The 17,451-nt window shown below is 56.2% G+C and carries 8 protein-coding genes; 7 read left to right on the top strand and 1 reads right to left on the bottom strand.

Annotation, left to right across the window (positions count from 1 at the left end; all coding sequences use genetic code 11):
• Positions 1 to 53 precede the first annotated feature (53 nt).
• Complete coding sequence (locus C5Y83_RS24135) at positions 54 to 389, top strand: rhodanese-like domain-containing protein (protein WP_105332360.1); 336 nt, start codon at positions 54 to 56, stop codon at positions 387 to 389.
• 89 nt (positions 390 to 478) lie between these two features.
• Here C5Y83_RS24135 and C5Y83_RS24130 read toward each other — a convergent pair whose 3' ends face one another.
• Positions 479 to 6,685 (bottom strand): alpha-2-macroglobulin family protein, encoded by a 6,207-nt coding sequence (locus C5Y83_RS24130; RefSeq protein ID WP_233207345.1) that lies wholly within the window; start codon positions 6,683 to 6,685, stop codon positions 479 to 481.
• Between the two features lie 419 nt (positions 6,686 to 7,104).
• Between C5Y83_RS24130 and C5Y83_RS24125 the strand changes: the two genes are divergently transcribed.
• The 6 genes from C5Y83_RS24125 to aroA all read left to right on the top strand — a co-directional run bounded on the left by C5Y83_RS24125 (position 7,105) and on the right by aroA (position 17,291).
• Positions 7,105 to 9,582: a hypothetical protein gene (locus C5Y83_RS24125; RefSeq protein WP_105332359.1), complete on the top strand. Its 2,478-nt coding sequence runs from the start codon at positions 7,105 to 7,107 to the stop codon at positions 9,580 to 9,582.
• A gap of 233 nt (positions 9,583 to 9,815) precedes the next feature.
• Positions 9,816 to 11,789: a multiheme c-type cytochrome gene (locus C5Y83_RS24120; RefSeq protein WP_105332358.1), complete on the top strand. Its 1,974-nt coding sequence runs from the start codon at positions 9,816 to 9,818 to the stop codon at positions 11,787 to 11,789.
• Positions 11,786 to 13,438 carry a hypothetical protein gene (locus C5Y83_RS24115; protein WP_105332357.1) on the top strand — a complete coding sequence of 551 codons (1,653 nt, stop codon included), beginning with the start codon at positions 11,786 to 11,788 and terminating at the stop codon, positions 13,436 to 13,438. The genes C5Y83_RS24120 and C5Y83_RS24115 overlap by 4 nt, the downstream gene beginning before the upstream one ends.
• A gap of 123 nt (positions 13,439 to 13,561) precedes the next feature.
• Positions 13,562 to 14,704, top strand: a complete 1,143-nt coding sequence (locus C5Y83_RS24110; protein WP_105332356.1) for a hypothetical protein — start codon at positions 13,562 to 13,564, stop codon at positions 14,702 to 14,704.
• Between the two features lie 10 nt (positions 14,705 to 14,714).
• Positions 14,715 to 15,929, top strand: coding sequence for a PQQ-binding-like beta-propeller repeat protein (locus C5Y83_RS24105; protein ID WP_105332355.1), 1,215 nt, complete (start codon positions 14,715 to 14,717; stop codon positions 15,927 to 15,929).
• An 81-nt stretch (positions 15,930 to 16,010) separates the two neighbouring features.
• A complete protein-coding gene (gene aroA, locus C5Y83_RS24100; RefSeq protein ID WP_105332354.1) occupies positions 16,011 to 17,291 on the top strand; it encodes a 3-phosphoshikimate 1-carboxyvinyltransferase in 1,281 nt (426 codons plus the stop codon).
• Positions 17,292 to 17,451: the final 160 nt, after the last annotated feature.

Below are 17,451 nucleotides of genomic sequence, written 5' to 3'. Positions count from 1 at the left end.
TGCGGCCTTTTGCAAAAGGTAAACGTCACGTTCTGTAACAGAAGGAGTAGATCATGCAATCGATTAACGCTGATCAATTGAAGACGCGACAGAACCAGGGTGAACGCTTGACGCTCATCAATACGCTGAGCGAAGCGAGCTTCGAGAGCACCCGCATCCCAGGCTCCATCAACATTCCACTTGAGAAGAGCGATTTTGAAAAGCGAGTCGAACAAACCATCGGCGGGAAGAATCAGCCGGTGGTGTTGTACTGTGCCAGCGCTGATTGCCACTCATCCACCAAGGCAGCCAAGCGTCTAGAAGAATCTGGCTTCACCGAAGTCATGGACTTTGAAGGTGGAGCGAAAGAGTGGGAAGAACAAGGTGGCCATCTAGCACACGCCTCGTAATTCCCCGCCTGGCAATCCATTACGAAGACGAAAAAGGGGCGTTCCCGACGAGGAACGCCCCTTTTTTAATACCAGCTCCTGCGTCTCAGTTATTCCTTCGCAGGCAGATCGGCGATCTGAATTTTCATTTCGTCCGAGTTACCGACCAGTTCGGGTGCGTACATCGCCTGAGCGACGGCGGGTAACGCACTGAACTTGCCGGGGATCTCGGCCCGCAGTCGATAAGTCAGCGTATGTTTGCCACGTGGCAACTGCCGGACGAAGAAGGTTACCCGTTCGTCGCGGAGTTCCATGTAGGCTCCCAGCGAGTTGCCGTTGTAGCCACTTCGCAGATCAACCGCTTCAAACCCAGCCGCTTTCTTATCCTCGAACATGACGTACTCATAGTCATTCTTCGATTCGATTACGAGGTCAATCTCGATGAGATCGCCGCTAGTAATCTGCGACTCGTTTTCCAGCAAGGTCCGCGTGTACTTCTCGACCTTCTGGTTGAGCGCCTGACCGCGATCGCCAGCCGCTCGCACGGTGGCATCTTCGTCCCGATCGAGTCGGTAGAAGCGACGCTGGACTTTCACTTCCAGGCCTGCCTTGGTGATGAAATCTTCCAAGGTGAAGTTGGTCAGGTAAGCACTGTAGTAGACCGGGCCCTTCCCTTTTCGGCGAACCTCGACCTTATGCTCGCCATCGGTCACTTGCAGCCCGGTCAGCTCGACCGTGTTGTCGACGATGAAGAGATTTTCCTTGGTGAACTCGGTTTCGGCTTTCTTCTGACCGTCAACAAAGATCTCGACCGTCATCTCCGGGTTCAACTCGTCGGTCGCCCGCAGGTAGTCCGCCATCGCTTCGACGCATAACGCCGTGTCGCGAGTCGACTTCCAGTAGGTCGCATGCTTCCGATTGTTGAGCAGGTACTTCACCATCCGGCGAGCGGTCACGTTCTCGGCATCGGTCGCCGCCAACAGCTTCAGATAGTAAGCGTTTGCTTCGATTGGATCGCCGTACCAGTTCCACCAGTAATTGTCCTCGGCCATTTTCAGATAGGCGGTCTCGTTCTCGACGTCGGTCACGACGTATTGATCGAGGTTCCGGCGAACCATGGCCAGCTTCTCCTCGTCGCCGACCTGGTGCAGGGCCAGGGCGAAGATTGCGTTGGCGTAAACCGAGAGCTTCGTTCGATCGCGATAGAGGAAACCTCGCATCGCAGGATTATCGTGTTTCATCTCGGCCAGCACGCCGAAGACCATCGCATCGAGGTTGCTCGCCTGCGACTTCCAGGGGTCCTTCTTTTCGTCAGCGTTTTGCAGCTTTTGAACTTCCTGATTCTGGTAGTTGATCAGCCACTGCTTACCACGCTCGAGCGTATCGGGCACCACGGCAGCACCGTTACGCTGGGCGATTTCCAAACCACGCACCACGACGGCTGTAGTGTGGGGATAGCTGTGTTCGTTATAGCCAGAGAACCAGCCCCAACCGCCGTCCGAGTTCTGCATCTCGGTCAGACGTTGAACGCCTGCTTTGACCATCTTCTCGAGTTCGGCATCATCGAACACCGGATTCTTCAGCGTGTGCTTCCAGTCGGCGTTCCAATCTTTATTGCGTTCGGCCGGATCACCGATTTCCTGGGCGTTCAGGTTATTCTGGTGTTCAGCGATCGACTTCAGATCGATTCCCATTTCCCCCAACACCTTACGGGTGATGACCGACGGCACGAAGCGGTTGAGCGTTTGCTCGGTGCAGCCATACGGATAGTCAACCAGGTAAGGAAGGGCTTCCACCATCGAGGCCGCCAGGCTTGGCGAGTACCTGACGATCAGACGCGAGTCTTTCGGACGACGATCTTTAGGCACGTTGATCAGGAACGACTGCAAATCTTTTTCTGGCTGAACGGTGCCTGCCCACGATTCGGTCTTCAGCATTCCGTGAACGTACACGGGGAAACTTTGCTGCATGGCGTCCGATTCTTCATCGGTCAGCGCCTTCATCGTGATAGTCGCTTCCCCTTCCTGGACGACCTTTACGGTCCAGTCGACGCGAACCTCGCCGCCAGCCGGCACAGTCACCTTTTGGGTCAGCGGGGTGTTGCTGGTCATCAACTTAGTAGGAATATCGAGCGTGACCATCGCCGTCTTTTCGGTTTCCAGATAGTTATGCACGTTGGCCGAAAGGACCACTTCGTCGGTTTGCACAAAGTAGCGAGGCGCTTGCAGGCGAACGATCAGATTCTTCCGCGTGACCACTTCGGTCTCGGCCGATCCGACCTTGGTCCCCTGCCCCATCGCCCAACTGCGAACGATCCAAGTCGTCAGATTCTCCGGCATATCGAGCGTCAATTCGGCTTCCCCTTTGACGTTCGTTTCGACGGAAGCAACCCACAGGGCGGTATCGGCGAAGTTCGAGCGAACCGTTGGTTCGACCATGTCGGGCATGCCGCCGGCATCTTGCTTGTCGGCCGCCAAGTCCATGCTGTCCGCCATTTCGGCTCCTGCTGGAGCTGCGGCCATGGGCATGGCACCTTCCATGATCGCTCCCTTAGCCATGCTGCTGCGTGACATCAGAGCACGACCGCCAAAGCCGCCGCCTCCCATTCCACCCATACCACCACCGAAACCGCCCCCTCGGCCCATCCCTTGGGCGAACGAAGCGTTTTCGTCAGCGACGCTGTTTCCAAAGATTCCCAGGAAGTTCAGTGTTACCTGGCGCTTCGGGGTCAAGTTGTAGCTGTACAGGTTCAAGCTATGTTCGGTACTGGGGTGGTGATGACGACGCCACTTCCAGAAGAACTCTTTAATATCAGGCACATTCGAGCCGCCACTGATGTATTCGACTGACTTGTCGTACATCGTCAGCACGGTCGAGCCTACGAACGGTTCGCCCGTGTCGTCAGTCAACTTCAGCTTGATCGTCCCTTTGCTGCCTGGCAGGTATTCCGAAGCATCCATTTCGACATGCAAGTCGAGCACCCGCGTTTCTGGAGGCACAACGATCTCTTTAGTCTCGTCATGCACCTCGGCATCGGCGATGGTGACTGCTTCGACAAAGAAGTTTGGCATGTCCTTCTTCAGCACGGCAATGTCGTACACCGTGCTCTTGCCGGTCAATCGGATCGTCTTCGGTGGCAAGTAAACGCCGTTGGAGGGACGGACGAACAACAGTACCGTGCTACCAACGCGATCGGTATTGATCTGCAATCGAACCGTGTCGCCTGCTTGATATTCCTTTTTATCAGGAATGAGTTCCAACGCGTTGAAGCGATACTGCGAACCATCGAAGCCTTGCCCACGAATCGTGAAGATGTAACCACCTTCCTGCTTGTGGCCTGCTTTGTCGGTCACCTCAAGACTCAAGCGATACTGCCCGGCGGCCGAGGCTTCCATCGTTTGCGAGACGCTTCCTTGCCCGGTCATATCAATATTCCAAGACTGGACCTCGGTTTCGATCGGCTGGTTGTTTTCGTCGTAGGTGATCTTCAACAGCTTCAGCAACCCCTTGCCAGCCACATCGCGCGAATCGAGCGTTTGAGCCAGGAAGTGGGCGTGAATCGTGTCACCAACGTTGTAATAACCACGATCGACCCAGGTGTAGACCTTAAACGGTTCGCGAGCAACCAACACCTTGCCAGTACCGACGATCGTTCGTCGTGAGGCATCTCGCACTTCGGCCGTGATGGTGTACTGATGATCGGAATCGCTATGCAAGGCCTTCGCCAAAGCGGTATCGATTTCGACTTCGATCGTGCCATCTTCGCCGATCTCGACCTCTTGTTCGGCGACCAACTCAGGTGGGTTGTTCGACCAACCAATCCAGAACGGGGCAGGCCGCATACAGCCAACCCACTTGGCGTAGCCTGGGTACCATGGATAGTCGTAGGCGAACCACCAGTATCCGTTGCCGAAGCACCAATCCCAGCGAGCGGTCGGGTACCAATGCTTGTTGTACTCGGAGCGTTCGATCTTGTACTTCACGGTGGCGTTAGTCACCGGCGAGCCGAAGTAGTACTTGGCGTTGATCTTGGCCGTCACCTTCTCGCCTAGCTCGACCGGCTTGGACGGGGCGTCGATGGTAACCTCAAACTCAGGCTTCTTGTACTCTTCAATGCGAAAGTTGACACTGCCGTATTGGGTGAACAAATGGTACTGGCCGAGCTTGGCATCGCTGGGGATCTCCCACTCGGCATTGACGCCACCAAACTCGTCCGCCTTCATCATTTTGACGAACATCGAGTTGCCTTGCGGATCGCGTAGTTCGACGCGAATCTCTTGCCCGGCAAAATTGCTGACGTTGTCTTGATCGTACTTCGAGGTCCGTGTCCAGAACTTGTACTTCATCGTCTGGTTCGGGCGATACACCGGTCGGTCGGTGATACCGTAGCTTCGAACCTGGTTGTATTGGGCATCGTGCTGCTGCTGATACCAGATGTGCTGGAAGCCGAGAAACGCCAGACGACCAGCGTCGGTCCGGGCCATGACCAGGAACTGATACTGCTGGGGCATTTGGTTTTCGCCCAGCGTGATCTGGCCATCCGGGCTGGTGAATTCCGCGAAGTCCTTCGTCAGCACCGAGTAGCGATTTTGATTGCGGACCTGTTCCACCTTGTAGCCGAAGAATTCGACATTTGCCTTCTCGATCGGCTTACCGGTCACCGCGTCGGCCACGTAGTAAAGACGCTTTTCGTCTAACTGCTTACTGACGATCACCGTGTCGGCTACCCAAACAACCACTTTGCAGATGTTGCCATCCTGCATCTTGGCGGTCACCATGTAGGCGCCGGCGTTGTTGAGCGGGGCGTTGATATCGATGCGGCGATCGAAATGATCAGGGCGAGGTTCCAGCTTCACATTCCACTGGGCGACTTGGCCACCGAGGTATGCTTCGCCATCGTCTTGGAACAAGATCTTCTCGCCGATCTGCTGCAATTGCATCTTTTGATAATCGATTCGACCGGGGTTCGATTTCAGATACTGCTTCACGTCCGAAAGCAGCTTATCGACTTTGATTTCATGCGCAGTCAGGGCGACTTCTGTTCCGTTACGGAACAGGTATTGCAGTGTCACCCCTTGGCCGGCGGCATGCACTTTGCCTCCCTGAAATTGGCCCAGGTTGCCGATAATTTGATCGAGTCGCTTCTGGCGATACTCGTTGTTCCCTTTGCCCACGTCAGCAATCGCAGCACGCCACGTTTCGGCTGCCTTGGGATATTGGCGACGGTTCTCGAACACCGAGGCCAGGTTGTCGTAAGCTTGCGACCGACGACCTGCTTTATCAGCGATGATCTTCTGCCAGACACGAATGTGATTGAATTCGTCCGGTAATTCAAAGCGTTTGATTCCGGTTGCCAGGCGGGCGATCGTTTCGTTTTCTTTCAGCGTCACCAATTGCAGAAGCTGCGGCGTGGCGTCCTCTTCATCCGAACTCGCTCGAGCGGTGAAGAACCACTGATATTGCTGCAGCGTGTTGACGCCAAACTGAGATTGCAGGAAGTTGGCCCATTGCAACTGGGTATCGTCGAGGCGATCGGCGTTGTATTTGCCTACCTGGTCCATCGCCCACCGCATCCGCTCGCCATCGTTCTTGGAGGCATCCCACGACTCGGGCAGGTGATAGAAAATCGGGTTTCCAGCTTCATCAACTGGGGCACCTTGATTGTTGCCACCGTAGCTGTAGCCTTCTTCGTAATCGGGCAGCTCGGCAATGTCGGTCAGATATTGCAGTTCCCAGGCTCCGCGGCCGAAGTTGTTGTATAGAAAGAAGGTCGAAACCTGGAAGTACAGGTCGGCCATATCCTTGTCGGCTTGCTCTTTCTCGGCCAGCTTCATCGCTTCGACATACAGCTGTAAGGCACGTACGCGATCGCGTTGGAAGCTGTTGACGCGCTTCCCACCACCACGAACCGGCCCACGCTCGAACTTGTTGTCGTTGATCACGCCCCAATGATTGATCGAAGCGTACTGATTGCCCAGCAGCGTCAGCACGCGCCACTCATCCTTTTGAGCTTCCGCGGTCTTCTCCAAGAAGTTATCGACATCGGCGTAGCGTCCTAGCCGCTGCAGACACTGGACCGGGATGTTCATCGTGCGGGCAAGCTCTTTCGGATCCTGCTTGGGATCGAAGAACAGTTTCTCGGCCGCCTCATAGGCTTCCTTGAAATTGCCTTGTTTGTAGAGTGTTTCCATCTGTTGGATGTCTGGGGCTTCTTGCTGGGCGTTTTGCTGTCCGATTCCCAGCCACGCGGCCATCACGGCCCCGAAGCAGACTAAGATTGCGATAGGAATCGATCTTGCGAACGAATATTGAGTCATTGGGGCGTCCTTCAAGTGCACTCGTCAATAGTTCCGGGTGTTTTGGGTGTTTTGCCTGTCCTGGGGTTAGACGAGTTCAAGCCATTTAGCGATTTCCGTAAATCCCAATTGGGGATAGATTTTCCCAACGTTCATTTTTACCGATTTCCTGATGTTTTCCACTTGATAACGAACAGGGTAATGGGTCGCGTCAACATCGGAGTTTGCTGTTTCGATTTCCCCAAACGACAGTACAATGGGGAGTTGCACACCACTCTGGCGACGCAGTCCCCCCCAGGATGACCGCCGTATCCGTTTTGCGAAACAAAATCGGTTGTCTCCTCGTCGTAACCTTCAGGAGACCTCGATTGATTGGTCGAGCACAAGTCTCCGGTGGCGACTACCTTTGAGATAACGTTGTCTATTGCGAGTGTCGAGGAATGACTGGAAACACCAACCCTTATCAAACTTGGTTGGGTCTCAACGTATCGAGCCGGCCCGATTGTTATACCTTGCTTGGTCTGCCGCTGTATGAAGCGGACGGCGGCAAGATTATGGTCGCTGCGCAAAACGCGATGGCCCGGGCTTCCATTCCGATGGCTCCTTCGGACGAGCCTGCCCGACAAGCACTCGTCTCCGAAATCCAGCTCGCACAGAACTGTTTGCTCGATCCGGCTCAAAAGCAAGCCTACGACCAACAGCTGCAAGCCTACTACAGTGGTCAAACCGCGGCGGCAACCGCGCAACCGGTCGCCGCTGCTCAGCCTGTTTCCCAGCCGGTAACGCCGGTTGCAACACCAAGCGCTGCCCCAACCAGCCCAGTTGCTTCGTCCGATTCGTCAAGCGAACCGCTAATTCAATCGAAGAAGCAATCTGCCGCATCCACGGCCAAGCGTCGGGCCCGCAACTCGGCGTTTACCACCTACGCTGGCTTTGCCCTGGTCCTGATCACCGCCTTGGGTGGCGGTGGCTACTATTATTTTTTCATGAAGCCCGCTGAGGATGTCGCCCAGCAAAATCAAGATCCGCAGCCTGTCCCGCAAGCGAAAGATCCCGCACCGGCGGAGCCAGCAACACCCGCCGAAGAACCGGACGAGACCGAAACAGAAAAGCCAACCGGACCCAACATTCCTCAAGGCAAACGTCCCACATCGGCCGAGTTGGCCAATTCGATCCCGGGCCTTGGCAACCCAGACGAAACCATGGCTGGCATGGACGAAATGCCTTCCATGATGAACAAGCCGCCCGAACCAACCGCCACCCCCGAACAGCAGGCGGAACTGCAAACCGCGTTCATGACCGCGTGGACCGGGATCGGTGCTCGCGACTTCGCCAAGGCCTCGATCGCGCTGAACAACGTCCGCGAGCTGCCCAAAACCAACGAGGGAAAGGCCCACTTCGAGCAAGTCGACCAGTTCGTCCAAGACTTGATGGCGTTCAACAAGGCGCTGAACGAAGGGATTGAAACACTCGCCGAAGAGGAGGAATTGACTGTAGGAACGACCAAGTTCACGGTCACAGTCGTCGATGACAACCGCATCGTCGTCCGCTTCGCCAATCAGAACAAGGCATTCGAGCGCGACAATCTTCCCGAAGGTTTTCAGCGGGCTTTGGCAATCAGCCGTTTGAAAGGGGACGATGCCGCCAAGCAGCGCATCGAAGCCTCTTACTTGCTGCTGTCTCCTAAAGCAGAAGCGGAATACGTCCGTGATCTGTGGATGAAAGCAGGCGCCGACGGGGGTGCGTTGGCGGCCCTGGAAGCGGACAAAAAGAAATATGTGGCCAGCGAGATGGTCGCCGCTGCCCCATCGGGTATGCCTGCGGACGGCGCGGACGAGATGTCAAGCGATACGACACCCGATATGGCACCAGCGAATGGTGGTGAAACATCGGCCGCGCAAGTCGCCAAAATCGTCGAAGTGGCCCGCAAACAGTTGGTCGATCGTAATCCTTCCGCCGCCCAGCAGGCTTTGAGTTCAATCGATGCAACCTCCCTCACCCCTGAGAACCAGGCGAAGCTGACAGGTTTGCAGCAAGTGGTCGATCTGAACACCAAGTTCTGGGACGCCGTCTCGAAGCGGCTAACCAAATTGCCCGCCGATGAAGACCTCGACGTGAACGGCACATTGACGCGCGTCGTCGAGTCGGATGCCAATCGGTTGGTCCTGCGTATGGCCGGGGAGAACAAACGTTACACGCTGGCCGACATGCCGCCTGGTTTGGCGAAGTTCCTCGCCGAAGAGGAGCTGCCAGCGAATGTCGAAACCAAGAAGATCATCGGTGCCTTCCTTCTGGTCACTCCGGAAGGAGGCGTCGACCGTGCGAAAGAAGAGTGGGCGACCGGCTTTCTGCCGCAGGAAGACATCACCCAACTGGTCGCGGGAATGACCGCACCACTCGACATGAAGCCAGCGACGAATCAGCCCGTTGCGATCCCCAGCGATACGGCCCTTGCTGCCCCAGGGGATGCTTTGGCCAAGAAGTGGAACGCCCGTATCGCTTCCGCCAAAGAAGCTTCGGACCATGTCGATATCGCCAAGCAACTGCTGGAAGCCGCCAAATCGCAGCCTGATGGTTCGCCAGGCCAGTTCGTGGCATTTCGCCTGGCGTTGGCCGAAGGCGCTCGCGGCGCCGACTTCGACCTTTGCAGTACGATCATCCAAGATTGGTCGGCCCGCTTTGCGATCAGTGCTGGCGAATGGCACTACAAAGCAATGCAGCTAGCAGGCAGTTCCACCGACGCCGCGAGCGTGCATGCTGCGATTACCCGCCACGCGATCTCACAGATCCCCGTGTTGCGGGCAGCCGGTGAAGACAACTTTGCCGATGCCATGCAGCGGGTTGCTCAGCAATCGGCGACCAAAGCGAACGATCAAGCGTTGATCGAAGCAGTTCAGCAGCTTTCGGGCAACTCCTGACCCCTCCCACGAACTATTTGCCTTCTATTCCGTGGAACTATTCGGGCTTGGTAGTTTAAAACGCGCAATGCGACACTTCCGATTATTCGCAACATCCGCTCAATCGGTAGGAAGCTAACTCCTTTCGTATTGCTGGACGATAACTCCTTTCATTAGGATGCGTCCCCAATCTGCATCTCATCTCTGGACATGGATCGGTATCAGAGAGTTTAAGCGCGGGAAGGAAGCCCCGAATGCCAGCAGCGAAGAAATTGACCTCCCAATTGGCGGTCTTGACCATCGGTCTAGGCTTGGTCGGGGCGTTATGGCTTGTTGGTGTCTCTCCCTCTCAGGTCGAAGCCGTTCCTCACACGATCTCGCAGCCTCACCCCTACGACCAGGATTGGCCTGACGTTTACATGATGATGACGCAGAAGTGCGTCGGCTGTCACCGTCCAGGGACCGATCGGGTTGATCTCACCAGTTACGATGCGCTGATCAATGGCAAGATTGGCGAAGATCGCTTGGTGGTGCCTGGCAGCCCGGAAGACTCGGCGCTGTTCTTATACGTTGAATGGGACGAGCACGCCGCAGTTGGCTCTGGCATTCCCCGCACTCCGGAGATGCCGACCGACAAAATGCAGTGGTTAACGCCGGGTCAGCAAGAATCGCTGAAACGCTGGATAGCCAACGGGGCACTCGAATACTGTCTGCCCGATCACTGCAACATCACACCGCTGACGGAGATGGAATTTCCTTCGGCCAAGCAATGCCAAGCGTGCCACCCCAATCAGTACGAAGAGTGGTCCCGTTCGATGCATGCGTACGCTCAGCACAGCCCGGCGTTCGAAGCGTTCAATCTGACCTTAATGGAACGAACCAGCGGTACGCAAGGTACCTTCTGCACTCGATGTCACACGCCGGTTGGGACCGCACTCGGTGAAAACGGGAACCTTCGCAACGTCCATCGATCGCGTATTTCGATGGAAGGAGTAACCTGTGTCGCTTGCCACCGTCGCAGTACGAAGCATTACAAGAACAGCGGGCGTCTTCCAGTTGAGCCGGGCAAGTTGGAAGACGTTTGTATGTACGGCCCGTTCGACAACGGAGTTGGTGGACCGGAAATCGGCGCGCACAACTCGGCCGAACTCCCATACATTAAGTCCTCGCAATTCTGCGGCGAATGTCACGACGTGATCAACCCACAAGGTGTTCGCCTGGAAGAGGCGTTCAGCGAATGGCAAAACAGCCCAGCCGCCAAGGAAGGGATCACGTGCCAGATGTGTCACATGGGCCCGGTCCAAGGACTTCCGTTTCAGGAATGCGATCGACCGCTGGGTCGCGCGGCGATCGTTCCCGGTGTTCCGGAAGAGAAGATCCCTTTGCGTCATCTCACCAACCACACGTTCGCGGGCCCCGATTACTCGATGCTGCCTGATACCGAGTTTCCCGAGAAGCTCGATTGGATGTACGAGAAAGACTATCGCGATTGGAATTCGCTCAGCAAATACGAGCAAGAGACACTCACCGAGCTACGCAAGAAGAATCGCTACAGCTTGAAGATCGCGGACGAGAAGCGTCTGGAAGTTCTCTCGCAAGCGGCCGAGGTGCACGTCACCGCACCACCTACTGCCCGACCAGGCCAGAAGGTCAATATCGATGTCACGGTCCGCAGCAAGTTGTCAGGGCACAGCTTCCCCACAGGCTTCACCGCGGAACGCCAGGCGTGGGTCTCAACAATCGTTCGCGACTGCAATGGCCACATTATCTTCGCCTCAGGCGACTTGGACAGCAACGGCGACCTGCGGGACGAACACAGTTATGCGGTAATGTCGAACAAGATTCAACGCGATCGCTATCTACTCAACTTCCAGAATAAGTTCATTGCGTTAACGTCCGAAGGGACGGAACGCTCGGTGATCTTGTCGGTGAATCGTCACTTGATGCCGATCAACATCTTGCGACCAGCCAACGGAATCTCGCAATCATACGGACGTCCTCCAACGTTTCGGCTTGCCAAGGGCAGCCTCGCACCACTCTCCCAACAAAGTCAAACCTATCCGGTTCATTTGCCCAACACACCTGGCACTTATCATGTCGAGGTCCGTCTTAACTTCCGTCATTTACCACCGACGCTGATGGACCATATCGGAGCACCTCACCTCAAACACCTATTGCAGGTGGTCGTTCTTCAAGAGTGGTGTGGAACGATCGAGGTCGCCCCATGATAACGTGCGACATTCGAACCTTCCTTCGCCGGCTCGGTCAATCGTGCTGCGTGGCGTGGCTGTATGCCTCGTCGGCTCAAGCCGAGGAGAACATCTTCGCGCCCCCTCCTCTGCCGCAGCAAACCAACCAGCCCACGCCTACCCAAACCGATCCCGAGCTTTATCGACTGCCGGCCCCTAAACCGGAAGTCATGCGACGAAAGCTTCCACGTTTGCCCAAGACGGATGATGCGTCAGCGGACATGATCCTGGCCAACGTCCCGCTCAAGAAAGAAGAGAAACCTTGGGACAACGAGCCGTTACCACCCCTTGATCAAGAACTGTGGCAGCATGGCGGGTCGTACTTATACTGCCCGGAAGGGGATCATCTCGGCTGGCCTGGCGAAGAACAACACACCGGGTACGAACTGCTGCGTCTGCCGGAAGATTACGTCGAGCCGGAACCGTTCACTCTCTTTTCCACCTTCCTCGGGGAAGAGCCGGTCAAGTCGCATCCGCTGCTGCATTGGTTCGGCCCTGGAGCTTATAACTGGGATCCTCGGTTTGTCGCGTACGGTTCGTATCAGGCCAGTGCGATTGCGTACAAGCAGAATCAAACACGCAGTGACGGGCTTGGTCACCAGCTGATCGTTGATCTTGATTTGCGTTTGACCGGGACCGAACGCTTCCACGTTCAATTCCGACCGCTGGGCGAGGGATCGACAGGCGGTTCCTACTATCGCTTTAACGACCCGGCCGGCTACATCGACAACAGCACCGGTGCACCGCAACGCTTTTGGTTTGAAGGGGAACTGCACAGCATCTTCTCAGGCTACGCCGATCCATTTGCGGTTCGCGATATCAACCTGGCCGTTGGTAAGTTTCCGTTCTTGTTGCAAAACCAACTGCTGATGAACGACGAAGTGCTCGGCCTCGCCCTGAGCAAGAATACGATCTTCGTCGGCAATACGAGCAATCTGAACGTGCAAGGCATCTACGCCCCAAGCGACGTCGATAACGTGGCCGACGCCAACTCGAGAATGTATGGCATTAGTGGGTTCCTCGACTACCAGCGGGTGTTCTACGAAACCTCGTACCTGTTCATCGAAACGCCTGACGCGCCAGGTCGCAATCAACATTTCTACGCGATCGCGCGGACAGCACTCTACGGCCAGCTGACCTGTACCGGCCGAGCCTTGTTCAAATTTGGTGACAACGCCGGCAGCGGCGGAGGCGAGTTGTACGTCCTAGAAACCAACTACACGCAGGTCTTTCCAACCCACCCACTAGGTATCGAGATGGGGGTTGGCTACTGCAATCTGTTCTACGCCACAGAAGGGTGGAACTCGGCAGCGGGTGGCGGGTTCAATCGCTTGCGTGCCGCGTTCGATGTCAATCCACTCGTCGGGATCTCGACCGGTATGACACTGGGCGAAAACTACGGTGTTTCGCTCGGTATGCAGTTCTTCCGTCATCACGAGGACGAATCGATCGCGCCCGAGTTTGCCTTCCAATCGCTTAACGGCGACGCCATCTACGGATTAGGCTTAAGGTACCAGCGCAAGACGGGCAAACGGACATTCTTCGAGGTCTTAGGCCTGGTCAACTTCTCGGAAAATGCGGCGCTCCGCCGCGATGGCGTGTTCATCTCAGAGACCATTCTGTTCTAAAGCTCGCTCTGTTCGCGAGTTAAAAAGGAATGGTAAATATTTAGCCGGAGCGTTCTGCTCCCCTATTCCATCGTTTACAATCGGGCCCAAGGTTCAGAACGCTCCCCCCGAAGAAGTTGAACGATGAAGATACGATCTACCTTGTTTGTGGCCCTGGTCGTGCTGACCACAACGGCCGCGTCGCTGCGTGCGGCAACCGTGGAAGAGCTCACCACCACGGTCAATGCGATTGGTTCGGACGGACGCGGATTCCCCGAGGCTGTCCAGGCGGTACAAGCGTTGAGTAAGCTTGACGCCAAGGCCATTCCTCAGATCTTGGCCTCATTCGACGATGAGAAGCCGATCGCCGCCAACTGGTTGCGGGGTGCCGTCGAATCGGTTGCCCAGAACGGTCGGGAAAGTGGTTCGCCTCTCCCCGACGAAACACTGGTCACGTTCATCGAAGACGACAACCAATCGAGCAAGGCCCGCACAGTAGCGTTTCATCTGCTGAAGAATCAAAACGAACCGGCCGCAAAAGAGTTAATCCCCAGCTTCGAGAACGACAGTTCGCTTGAACTTCGCTTGTTGGCTGTCGATCGCTTAATGAAACAAGCCAAGTCGGAAGCTGCCGATGAAAAGAAAGAGGAAGCGATCGCCACCTATCGACAAGCCCTCACCGCTACACGCAATGCCGCCCAGGCCAGCGAAATCGCGGATGCCTTGAAAGAGCTGGGCGAAGAGGTCGACACGACCGAGCATTTTGGCTTTGTCAAAGACTGGCACGTGATCGCCGCATTCGACTTCGCGAAGGGAAAAGGATTCGATACCGCCTACCCGCCGGAGACCGAGATCGACCTCGAAGGTAAGTACGCGGCCAAGCCAATCGAAGAGATCAAAGGCCCTGCCAAGTGGCAACCGTTGACCGTCGAAAAAGGCAAACGCCATGTCGATTTCAATCAAGCCTATTCCCCCGTTAAGGAAGTGGTGGGCTATGCGGTCACCACCTTGGAGAGTGAAAAGGCCCAAGATGTCGAACTGCGTTGGGGCTCGCCAAATGCGACTAAGGTTTGGCTTAACGGCGAGTTGGTCGCTTCCAACAAGGTGTACCACGCCGGCGATAACTTCGATCAATACATCGCCAAGGTGCAACTGCAGCCAGGTGAGAACACCATTCTGGTGAAGGTCGTACAAAACGAACAAACCCAATCGTGGACCAACGTCTGGCACTTTGACCTGCGTGTCTGCGATCACCTCGGAACTGCCATCCGCGAAGCCAAGCCGTAAGGAATCACCCATGCGTATTCTCCTGACTTTGATGTTCGTGTCGCTAATGGCCTTTCCCACACTGGCCGATTGGAACCAATTCCGCGGCAGCGAAGCGACCAGCACCAATCGCGCGTTGACCCTCCCTGAAAAATGGACTGCCGAAGGTGACAACATTGCCTGGGAGGTTGAACTCCCTGGCCGCGGTCCTTCCAGCCCGATTGTGGTGGGAGACAAGGTAATCTGTACGACCGCCAGTGGTGCGGACTCCGAGCAATTGCACGTGCTGTGTTATTCCACCGACGATGGCAAGCTGCTGTGGCGACGTAATTTCTGGGCGACCGGTCGAACATTCTGCCACTCGCAATCGACCCCAGCCGCACCAAGCCCAGTGAGCGACGGTAAGCATGTGTTCGCCTTCTTTGGCTCGAACGACTTGGCTTGCCTTGATTTGGATGGCAACCTGGTGTGGTATCGCGGGCTGGGTCACGAGCATCCGAAAGCAGGCAACGATGTAGGCATGGCGAGTTCGCCCCTGGTGGTCGATGGCACGGTTGTCGTTCAAATCGAAAACCAAGGCGATTCGTTCGCTGCCGGTATCAATGCCGAAAACGGCCAGACACGCTGGTTCCTCCCTCGTGAAGAAAAAGCGAACTGGGCCTCGCCCATCGCATTGAGTGCGAGCGACCCGGCCGAGGAAAGCGTTGTCTTGCTGCAAAGCAGTGGCGGGATCACCGCGGTGGAAGCCCAGAGCGGCGAGATCTTGTGGGAACTGGGAGGAGGCGCGTCGACCATCTCCTCGGCGGTTTCCAATGACGGCAAGACCTACGTCGCCTCGAACGGGCTGATCATGCTCGATCTGCAAAATCCACGTGTGAAGCCAGAGATCACGTGGGAGGTCAGCAAGCTCAATCCATCGTCGATGAGTCCCATCCTAAGCGACGGAAAGGTCTACATCATCAACGGAGCGGGCGTGCTGACCTGTGCCGACGCCTCGACTGGAGACATCGAGTGGCCTTTGCGACTGAAAGGCCCATTCTGGGCCTCGCCGGTAATTGCTGGCGAGAAGCTCTATGCGGCGAACTTCAACGGCACGGTCTTTGTCGTCGATATCTCCGGCAAGAAGGGGAAGATCGTCGAAGAGATCGAGATGGGCGAGAACATCCAAGCCACCCCTGCCCTGACCGCCGACGCGATGTATTTGAAGGGGGAACACCATCTGTGGAAAATCGCCGGGAAGAAGTAAACTAGGGGATTCAGCTCCTTCCCCTCTTTCCGCCTGGAAGGAGGGGCCCCGTCGTTTCCCCTTGTTCGCCGAAGTTGCATCGTGGTTTCTGAGATTGAGATTACCCCCTGTGGGCCGATTACCGGTTCGATTCGTCCTCCCGGTTCGAAAAGCCTGACCAACCGCGCGCTAATCATCGCTGCCCTGGCTGAAGGAACCTCAACGCTCACCGGGGCGCTCGAAAGCGAAGATACCGAAGTCATGATCGATAGCCTCCGCCGCATTGGCGTGAAAATCGATCACAATGCCGCACAGCACACGCTGACCGTGCAAGGTAACGGCGGTCGGTTCGCCGGCGAGAACATCGAGATGTTTATCGCCAACAGCGGGACCTCGATGCGGTTTCTCACGGCGCTGGCAACCCTGGGGAAGGGCAAGTTTCGACTCGATGGGATTGCCCGCATGCGCGAGCGACCGATTGGCGACCTGATCGAAGCCCTCAAACAGCTTGGTGCCGCGATTCGCACCGAGCAAGACAATGCCTGCCCACCGGTGCTGGTCAATGCCGAGGGGCTACCAGGGGGCAAAGCGAAGATTGCGGGCAACATTAGCAGCCAATATCTGAGCGGCCTATTGATGGCTGCCCCGTACGCTCAAGGTGAAGTGGAACTAGTGGTCGACGGCGAATTGGTGTCGCAGCCGTACGTACGGATGACAACGCAAATCATGCGTGACTTCGGGGCCACAATGGAAGAAAACGATTGCCATCGCTTCGTGATTCCCGGCCAGCAGAAGTACCAGGCCCGCCCCTATGCGATCGAGCCCGATGCTTCGGCGGCGAGTTATTTCTGGGGCGCGGCGGCCGTTTCTGGCGGCAAAGTAACCGTCGAGGGGCTTTCCAAGGATGCGTTACAAGGGGACGTCGGTTTTTGCGAAGCGCTCGCTCAGATGGGCTGCGAAGTCGATTACACGCCCAATTCGGTCACGGTCACTGGCAAGTCGCTCTCAGGGATCGAAATCGACATGGGCGAAATAAGCGATACCGTTCAAACATTAGCTGCGGTTGCGTTATTCGCCACCGGACCGACTAAGATCACTGGGGTCGCCCACAATCGCCACAAAGAAACCGACCGCATCGGCGACCTGGCGTGCGAACTACGTAAGCTCGGTGCAACCGTTGAAGAATTGCCCGACGGGATGATCATCACCCCAGGGACTCTTCAGCCGGCACGGATCGAGACCTACAACGATCACCGGATGGCGATGAGCTTGGCCCTGGTCGGTTTAAAACAGCCCGGCGTGGTGATCTTAAACCCCAGCTGCACGAGCAAGACGTATCCTCATTTCTTTGAGGACCTGGCCAAGATCTGTGGCACAGCCTAACGCGATCCATGCCAAACAGACCGGCAGCAGGTTAGATTCAACTTGCTGCCAAGAAACGATAAAAGGCCGCGTCATGCGGCCTTATCCTTGCTTGTGGTTTGCGCTTGCAAACCGAATCCTTTCCGCCTCTGAAAAGTCTCAGTTGGTACCAAATGTGGTA

This window comes from Blastopirellula marina (assembly GCF_002967765.1).
GTDB lineage: Bacteria > Planctomycetota > Planctomycetia > Pirellulales > Pirellulaceae > Bremerella > Bremerella marina_A.
This window is presented reverse-complemented; position numbering and strand designations above follow the sequence as displayed.